The sequence below is a fragment of the Halomonas sp. 707B3 genome (assembly GCF_024158645.1).
Lineage (GTDB): Bacteria > Pseudomonadota > Gammaproteobacteria > Pseudomonadales > Halomonadaceae > Vreelandella > Vreelandella lionensis.
Window position 1 is genome coordinate 20,015 of the sequence record NZ_JAMZBE010000039.1, and the last position, 7,053, is coordinate 27,067.

Genomic DNA, 7,053 nt, shown 5'->3' on the forward strand with positions numbered 1-7,053 from the left:
GTAGCCTCTGTTTAGCAGACCACTATGGCGAATTAACCATGGTATATCATCGTGTTTGGCAATGAAGTAGGAGATTAGTGAGGTGATCAACGTTGAGCGTAAAAATAGTTTCCAGCTACGCCTGTCGCGGCGGCTAAAAGAAGAAACGTCGCATACGCTCGATGTGTATCTGTTTGTGCCCAAAGAGCTGGGGTTAAGCACCCAAGTCATCTCCGAAGAGGCATTTTACCACGGTGCGATTAGCGTCTCGCGCACCTACTACAGCGATGAATACCATCTGCCGCTGGTCCATAGCCGACTGGCCAGCCGTAACCAGTTGGGCAGCGACTCTTACCGCCTCAGCCTCAGCCTTTACGCCTATCAATACGTGGGTGCATTGGAGCGCACCACGCAACAACTGCTTTCTGATGCCCGTAAACTGCGTCGGGAGCCAGGCGATGACCCCTCCGCTTGGCAAGAGAAAGCCGACGCGCTGAGCGAGCAGCTCGCCGAGATGAGCGATCTCAGTGACGGCATATTAAAACGCCTACGGCGCAATCCGCCCAGTGACGAGCGGCTGTACAAATACTTTGCCAATATTGACAACTACCTCTCCTGGTTTACCGAACAGCAGCTATTAGCCCTAGTCGCGCATATGCCACGGGGCGGGCCGTTTAGTGATATCAAGCGGCGCTTTATTAACATTTGCCAGCGCGAAGGGGAGTACCGTCAGGCCCAGGAGTACAACGCTGAACGGGTCATGGAAGATCCGACTCGCATGTCGAATAAAATGCGCCTGCTGCGGCGCCTGATTGAGCAACCGATCACCCTCAAGCAGCGTGCCCTGGAGCTGGGTAGCGGCGAACAAAAGGCGGTCAAAGCGCTGGCCACGGCGGTGGTGATGGCGTTTGTGTCGCTGGGTGTTCTGCAGCTACGCAACGCCCTAGGGGATATTACCGCACTGTTTGTACTGGCCATGGCGCTGCTCTATGCGCTGCGGGAAGTTTTCAAAGACGATCTGCGTAACACCCTATGGCGCTGGCTGCGTCGCGGCCGTCCCAAGTGGCGTCGCCAATACATCGACCCCACCCGAAACGCCCTGGTGGGGCGGCAGCTTGAGTGGTTCGACTACAAGCGCTACTCTGCTCTGGATAGCGATATTCAGCAGATGCGGCGGCGCACCGTGGCCCAGCGTGACGAGGTGGTGATGCACTACCGCTCCAGCTCACGTATGTCGCCGACGCGCTTTCTCAGTGGTTATGAACACACCCGCGAAACGCTGCATATCGACCTCTCGATGCTGACCCGCCTAATGAGCAAAGAGAAACATCACATCTACCGTTTAAAAGAGGGCCAATCAGTGCGGGAGAGTGTTGAGCGGCGCCACCTGTTCAACCTAGTGATACGTGAAACCGGCAGCGAGGACACGCCCTATCTTGCCCGTTGGAAGGTCGTGGTCAGCCGTTCTGGCATCGTCGCGGTGGAAAGAGTCGCGGAGAGCAGCGCTGAACAAAATGGCAATAAACTGCGTTAGATCAAAATAGTCTCAACGCGCGGGCTTAGATACTTAGCTGGTATGGGTAAATTTTCTGCAGCGAACTAGTCTCAAAGAATAGGCAGGTGAGCCTTGAAAAGAGGGCTGACTCAAGGGCTGGGCGCAAGGAGGATAACCATGCAAGCTATCGATATCATGACACCCAAAGTGGTAAGTGTAGGGCACGATACTGAAGTGCGTGACATTGCACAACTGTTGCTCAAACACCGGATCAGTGCGGTTCCCGTGGTAGATGATGAGCACCGGGTGGTTGGGATTGTCAGCGAAGGCGATTTGATGCGTCGGGTAAAAGATGACAGCGAGCATGGCCACTCGTGGTGGTTGACGCTGTTCAGCGGCGGCAAGGATGCTGGCGACTATGTTAAGTCTCATGGTCGTAAAGCCCATGAAGTGATGACCCCGAACCCCATGACCGTTGAAGAGAACACGCCGCTACATACCATTGCCCGGCTGTTAGAAAAGCACCACATTAAGCGCGTGCCGGTTGTGCGTGAAGGCAGGTTAGTGGGCATCGTCAGCCGCGCCAATTTGCTGCAAGGTATTGCCAACGCAGTGGTCGCATCAACGCAGTCGCCTACGGATGACCGCCAGATACGGGAGGCCATTCTGAATGAGGTGGAGCACCACACAGGCGTGCAAACTGCAGGCATCAGTGTGATTGTGGATGGCGGCGTGGTGGCCGTCTGGGGGTTGGTTGAATCCCTTGAGCAGAAACAGGCGGTGACGGTGGCTGCTGAGAACGTGCCGGGCGTTACCCGAGTTGAAAACCACCTGGGCATGATGCCTCGGGGTGTGGGGTATATATAGTCTTTGACAGCGCCTTTCCTGTGGTCTGAATACTCCTCTCGTAACCAGACCAATAGTGTTGAGGGAGTCGTTGATCGTGCCCGCTATGCAGCTATGCACTAGCGGGCATTTTCTACCTTATGAGACTGCCTTGATTGCTTGTTCCAGGCTCTCCACGCTGCGCTCCGTATGGTGCAGCTTATCCAGCCCAAACAGGCCTATGCGGAAAGTTTGGAAGTTGTCGCCCTCATCGCACATCAGCGGTACACCGCCTGCCACTTGCACGCCCGCCTGGGCAAGCTTGCCCACCAGGCCGCTATCCTCGCTATAGCACACCACTACGCCGGGTGCTTCAAAGCCTGGTGCAGCAACGCTTATAAATCCGTGGCGTTTCAGCATGGCGCGTACTTCACGTCCAATCGCCTGCTGCTCCTCTTTAACTTTGGCAAAACCGTAGTCGCGTGTCTCTTGCATGATATCGCGCAGTGTTCGCAAGGCATCTGTGGGCATAGTGGCATGATAAGCGTGCCCACCGTTCTCATAGGCCTGCATGATGCTATGCCACTTGCTCAGGTCACAGGCGAAGCTATTGCTCTGGGTCTCGTTCAAGCGCTGGGTGGCACGCTCTGAGAGCATCACCATGGCGCAGCAGGGGGACCCACTCCATCCTTTCTGCGGCGCACTCACTACCACATCAATGCCCAGTGCCTGCATATCTACCCATAGGGTACCAGCAGCAATGGCATCCAATACGAACAGGCCACCTACCGCGTGAGTTGCCTGCGCTAGCGCCTGAATATAGTCATCTGGAAGCAGCAAGCCTGCGGAGGTTTCGACCTGAGGCGCAAATACTACTGCGGGTTGCTCGCTGTGAATTCGCGCAACGGCCTCGTCAATGGGCACTGGCTGAAAGGAGGAGTGTGGCTCAACGGCATTCAGGCGTCGTGCTTTAAGTACGGTGTGCTGTTCAGTTAAGCGACCCATTTCAATAATTTGCGTCCAGCGATAGCTAAACCAGCCGTTGCGGATGACCAGCGTTTTCTGGTCAAGAGCAAACTGACGCGCCACTGCTTCCATACCAAAGGTGCCGCTACCGGGCACGATGACCGCCGCGTGTGCGTTATACACCTCTTTCAACGTGGCAGAAATATCGCGCATCACCGTTTGAAACTGTTGTGACATGTGATTCAAGGAGCGGTCCGTGTAGACCACTGAGTACTCAAGCAAGCCGTCGGGATCGACGTTGGGCAGTAAACCAGCCATGGCGTTCTCCTACTGTTAGAACAGTTAGTTATTCACTCTAAAGCGCGTGGTTACGTCTCAGAATACGGATAACCTCGCCGCGATGCCAATAGTGTTCATCACCAGGATATACGCATAGATATGACTAAAGTTGCATTTTAGTAAACGTTTACGTGTTGGCCGTAAACGTTTACTTTAACGCTTGAGGCTCTAATTAATGCCCTTTTGATTCAACTGCCAGAGCTGTATGAGGAGAACAGATGACCCTTAACGTCACCGTGTGGGGCGAAAACGTCCACGAGCAAACCAACGAGGTGGTAGCACGCATTTACCCAACCGGCATGCACCAGTGCATCGCCGACGGTTTGAATGAGTCAGAGGCGCTGTCCGCCACCGCCGTCACGCTGCAAGACCCAGAACAAGGGCTCAGCGAGGAGACACTGGAGAATACCGACGTGCTGCTATGGTGGGGCCACGCTGCCCACGGCGACGTGCTGGAAGAGACCGTTGATCGGGTGCAAAAACGCGTGCTGCAGGGCATGGGCTTGATCGTGCTGCACTCCGGCCACTACTCCAAAATCTTCAAACGGCTGATGGGGACTACCTGCTCGCTGAAATGGCGAGAAGCCGGTGAGCGTGAGCGCCTTTGGGTCGTTAATCCTGGCCACCCCATCGTGCAGGGCCTAGGGGATTATCTGGAGCTGCCCCATACCGAAATGTACGGCGAGCCATTTGCGGTACCTAACCCGGACGAAGTGATCTTTATCAGCGCCTTTGAAGGCGGTGAAGTGTTTCGCTCCGGCCTGACCTACAAGCGTGGCAACGGCAAGATTTTCTACTTCCGACCCGGCCATGAAACCTATCCGATCTACTACGACGAGCAGGTGAAGCGGGTGCTCAAAAATGCCGTTGTCTGGGCACAGCCGGAAGGCTCACGCTGGATCGATAGCTGTCCCAACGTGCCCGCCGACCAGGCGCCCAACCCGGTCGAAATCAAAGGTGAAAGCCTGCATAAACCCGGCGAGGAGGGCTTCAAATGATCCGTTTAGCAATTATTGGCGCCGGCAGCATGGCGGGCGAACACGCCAAGCACTATGGCCGCATCGAAGGCGTTGAGGTCGTGGCCGTTTGCGACCGAGACTATCCTAAAGCCCAAGCGTTTGCCGAGCGCCACGGCATTGCTGACGTGTATCAAGACCTGGACGCCATGTTGGCCCGGGACGATATCCACGCGGTGAGCAACGTCACTCCGGATGGCGTACACAAGGTCACGTCGCTGGCTGCCATTGCCGCAGGTAAACACATTCTGTGTGAAAAGCCCCTAGCCACCAACGCCGAGGATGCCCATGAGATGGCCGCCGCCGCCCAGGCCGCCAACGTCATCAACATGGTCAACCTGAGCTACCGGGACGCCCCCGCCATTCAGCACGCCCGCGCGCTGATTACCGGCGGCGCGATTGGTACCGTGCGCCATGTAGACGCCAGCTACCGCCAAAGCTGGCTGGTGAGCAATGCCTGGGGCCGCTGGGACCAAGAAAGCCAGTGGCTATGGCGGCTCTCGGAAGCGCACGGCAGCAAAGGGGTGCTAGGCGATGTGGGCGTGCATATCGTCGATTTCGCCAGCTTCCCGGTGGGCGATATCACTCGGGTGAACTGCGAGCTGACCTGCTTCGATAAAGCGCCGGATAACCGCATTGGCGACTACGTGCTGGACGCCAACGACACCGCGCTGATGCGCGTGCGCTTTGCCAACGGCGCCATGGGTACTATCCAAGCGACCCGTTGGGCCACCGGCCACCACAACTCGCTAACGCTGAGCGTTCACGGTGATAAAGGCGCGATTCGTGTGGATCTGGATGCCTCTAAAGACGACGTACAGGTATGCCTGAACGACGATGTGCATCCCGCCCGCTGGAGCACCGTTAAAGCGCCGCCCACGCCCAGCATTTATCAGCGCTTTATCGAGAGCATTCGCACGGGGGAGAACGACCAGCCCGATTTTGCCCGCGGTGCGGCCATTCAAACCGTGCTGGACGCCTGCTTTGTTTCCAGTTTGGAGGACCGCAGCCTGGCGATTGCCAGCTAACGAGACCGTTTAATTACGCATCTTCTAAACGCAAGACACCCAATAACAAGATGAGGACTCCACGATGCGCCAACCACTGAAAACACCGCTGCTACTGCTGACCCTGCTGCCCACGACGCTGCCTGCGATGGCCGCCGAGATCACCGTTGCCTGTGGCGACGGTGGGGCGGCGGATTTCTGCCCGGAGCTATCGCAGCGCTGGGCCGAGGCCAACGGCCATCAGGTCAATATCGTCACCACGCCCGCTTCGCCCACCGAAAAGCTCTCGCTTTATCAACAGCTGTTGGGCAGCCAATCGCAGGATGTTGATGTGCTGATGGTGGATATCGTCTGGCCGGGCCTGCTGGCAGAGCACTTGGTGGATTTGCACGATTACCTGCCGGAAGGCGCAGCAGAAGGATTTATTCCCTCGCTGATGGAGAACAACACCGTGCAGGGCAAGCTGGTCGCGCTGCCGTGGTTTACCGATGCCGGACTGCTTTACTACCGCCACGACCTGCTTGAGCAGTACGGCGCTGACGTGCCGCAGACGTGGCAAGCGCTGACCGACACCGCCCGACGCATTCAAAACGCCGAGCGGGAAGCGGGTAACGAGCGCATGCATGGTTTCGTCTTTCAAGGGCGCGCTTACGAAGGGCTGACCACCAACGCGCTGGAGTGGGTGGCGAGCTACGGCGGCGGTACGTTCGTGGATGCCGAGGGGCAGGTCACGGTGAACAACCCCCAGGCGGTGGAAGCCCTGGCGCTAGCGGCTTCTTGGGTGGGGGATATCAGTCCAGAAGGTGTGCGTAACTACATGGAAGAGCAGGCTCGCGGCGTTTTCCAGGCGGGCAACGCGGTGTTTATGCGTAACTGGCCCTACGCGTGGTCGCTGGGCCAAGCGGACGGCACGCCGATCCAGAACAAGTTCAGCGTAGCGCCGCTGCCCAGCGGGCCAGAAGGGCAGTCGGTGGCAACGCTAGGCGGTTGGAACTGGGCGGTTTCCCGTTACTCGGATGAGCCGCAGGCGGCCGCTGACCTGGTGGCTTATCTCACCGCTGAAGCGCAGCAAAAAGCCCACGCCATCGAGTTTGGCCGCAACCCCACGCGCCCAGCGCTCTATGAAGATGAAGACGTGCTGGCCGCTCAGCCGTTTATCGGTGAGCTGTATGAGACGGTGATGAACGGCGTGCCGCGCCCGGCCAGCATTACCGGCGATGCCTATCCGCGGGTCTCCAACGCGATCTTCAACCGCGTGCACGATGCGCTGTCCGGCAGTATCACGCCGGAGCAGGCGGTGCAGCAGTTGGATAGCGAATTGGCGAGACTGGGACGGCGTGGCTGGTAGCGCGAGCGACGTTAGCGTCCGTGCATTCAGCGATTTTCGGCCCCGCTTTTTGTACAATCAGGGCCCGACTGGCTGAGG

6 protein-coding genes are annotated in these 7,053 nt (G+C 57.6%); 5 read left to right on the forward strand and 1 reads right to left on the reverse strand.

Going from position 1 to position 7,053, the window contains the following annotated elements; all coding sequences use genetic code 11:
- The first annotated feature begins 82 nt into the window (after positions 1–82).
- The gene (locus BIS10_RS07425; protein WP_253503970.1) at positions 83–1,513 is read left to right on the forward strand and encodes a hypothetical protein; all 1,431 of its coding nucleotides are present in this window, start codon (positions 83–85) and stop codon (positions 1,511–1,513) included.
- Positions 1,514–1,651: 138 nt separating this feature from the next.
- Entirely contained in the window at positions 1,652–2,341 is a 690-nt protein-coding gene (locus BIS10_RS07430; RefSeq protein WP_253503973.1) for a CBS domain-containing protein, read from the forward strand.
- 117 nt (positions 2,342–2,458) lie between these two features.
- On the opposite strand, the gene BIS10_RS07435 is transcribed toward BIS10_RS07430, so the two are convergent.
- The gene (locus BIS10_RS07435) at positions 2,459–3,583 is read right to left on the reverse strand and encodes an aminotransferase class V-fold PLP-dependent enzyme (RefSeq protein WP_253503976.1); all 1,125 of its coding nucleotides are present in this window, start codon (positions 3,581–3,583) and stop codon (positions 2,459–2,461) included.
- A 239-nt stretch (positions 3,584–3,822) separates the two neighbouring features.
- On the opposite strand from BIS10_RS07435, the gene BIS10_RS07440 reads away from it, so the two are divergent.
- The 3 genes from BIS10_RS07440 (at position 3,823) to BIS10_RS07450 (ending at position 6,975) form a co-directional block, all read left to right on the forward strand.
- On the forward strand, positions 3,823–4,602 hold the full coding sequence (locus BIS10_RS07440; RefSeq protein ID WP_253503980.1) for a ThuA domain-containing protein: 780 nt from the start codon (positions 3,823–3,825) through the stop codon (positions 4,600–4,602).
- The gene (locus BIS10_RS07445; RefSeq protein WP_253503983.1) at positions 4,599–5,648 is read left to right on the forward strand and encodes a Gfo/Idh/MocA family protein; all 1,050 of its coding nucleotides are present in this window, start codon (positions 4,599–4,601) and stop codon (positions 5,646–5,648) included. Before BIS10_RS07440 ends, BIS10_RS07445 begins: the two co-directional genes overlap by 4 nt.
- Positions 5,649–5,712: 64 nt before the next feature.
- Positions 5,713–6,975: an ABC transporter substrate-binding protein gene (locus BIS10_RS07450; protein WP_253503986.1), complete on the forward strand. Its 1,263-nt coding sequence runs from the start codon at positions 5,713–5,715 to the stop codon at positions 6,973–6,975.
- Positions 6,976–7,053 lie beyond the last annotated feature (78 nt).